1 rRNA gene is annotated in these 1644 nt (G+C 49.4%); it reads left to right on the top strand.

Going from position 1 to position 1644, the window contains the following annotated elements:
• Window positions 1–52 precede the first annotated feature (52 nt).
• Window positions 53–1621, top strand: a 16S ribosomal RNA gene (locus LQZ76_RS09880).
• The last annotated feature ends 23 nt before the right edge of the window (window positions 1622–1644 follow it).

Below are 1644 nucleotides of genomic sequence, written 5' to 3' on the forward strand. Positions count from 1 at the left end.
CGTCTCCCCGACGTTTGAAGCGGATAACAAATGAGTCAACAGACATCATTTTTAAAATGAGAGTTTGATCCTGGCTCAGGATGAACGCTGGCGGCGTGCCTAATACATGCAAGTCGAACGCGCTGTGGCAATTATTGAGAAGCTTGCTTCAATTTAATTGCAATGCAGCGAGTGGCGAACGGGTGAGTAACACGTGGGAAACCTACCTCTTAGCAGGGGATAACATTTGGAAACAGATGCTAATACCGTATAACAACTTTTATCGCATGATAAAAGTTTAAAAGATGGTTCTGCTATCACTAAGAGATGGTCCCGCGGTGTATTAGCTAGATGGTGAGGTAATGGCTCACCATGGCGATGATACATAGCCGAGTTGAGAGACTGATCGGCCACATTGGAACTGAGACACGGTCCAAACTCCTACGGGAGGCAGCAGTAGGGAATCTTCCACAATGGACGAAAGTCTGATGGAGCAACGCCGCGTGTGTGATGAAGGGTTTCGGCTCGTAAAACACTGTTATAAGAGAAGAACGTCAGTGAGAGTAACTGTTCATTGAGTGACGGTATCTTATCAGAAAGGGACGGCTAAATACGTGCCAGCAGCCGCGGTAATACGTATGTCCCAAGCGTTATCCGGATTTATTGGGCGTAAAGCGAGCGCAGGCGGTTATTTAAGTCTGATGTGAAAGCCTACGGCTCAACCGTAGAATTGCATCGGAAACTGGATGACTTGAGTGCAGTAGAGGAGAGTGGAACTCCATGTGTAGCGGTGAAATGCGTAGATATATGGAAGAACACCAGAGGCGAAGGCGGCTCTCTGGACTGTAACTGACGCTGAGGCTCGAAAGTGTGGGTAGCAAACAGGATTAGATACCCTGGTAGTCCACACCGTAAACGATGAATGCTAGTTGTTAGAGGGTTTCCGCCCTTTAGTGACGCAGCTAACGCATTAAGCATTCCGCCTGGGGAGTACGACCGCAAGGTTGAAACTCAAAGGAATTGACGGGGGCCCGCACAAGCGGTGGAGCATGTGGTTTAATTCGAAGCAACGCGAAGAACCTTACCAGGTCTTGACATCTTTCGCTATCTTAAGAGATTAAGAGTTCCCTTCGGGGACGGAATGACAGGTGGTGCATGGTTGTCGTCAGCTCGTGTCGTGAGATGTTGGGTTAAGTCCCGCAACGAGCGCAACCCTTATCATTAGTTGCCAGCATTAAGTTGGGCACTCTAATGAGACTGCCGGTGATAAACCGGAGGAAGGTGGGGATGACGTCAAATCATCATGCCCCTTATGACCTGGGCTACACACGTGCTACAATGGATGGTACAACGAGTCGCAAACTCGCGAGGGTAAGCTAATCTCTTAAAGCCATTCTCAGTTCGGATTGTAGTCTGCAACTCGACTACATGAAGTCGGAATCGCTAGTAATCGCGGATCAGCACGCCGCGGTGAATACGTTCCCGGGCCTTGTACACACCGCCCGTCACACCATGAGAGTTTGTAACACCCAAAGTCGGTGGGGTAACCTTCGGGAGCCAGCCGCCTAAGGTGGGATAGATGATTAGGGTGAAGTCGTAACAAGGTAGCCGTAGGAGAACCTGCGGCTGGATCACCTCCTTTCTAAGGATAATACGGAAACTTAC

Origin of the sequence: Periweissella ghanensis, assembly GCF_918814755.1 — a bacterium.
In the GTDB taxonomy this organism is placed as follows: domain Bacteria; phylum Bacillota; class Bacilli; order Lactobacillales; family Lactobacillaceae; genus Periweissella; species Periweissella ghanensis.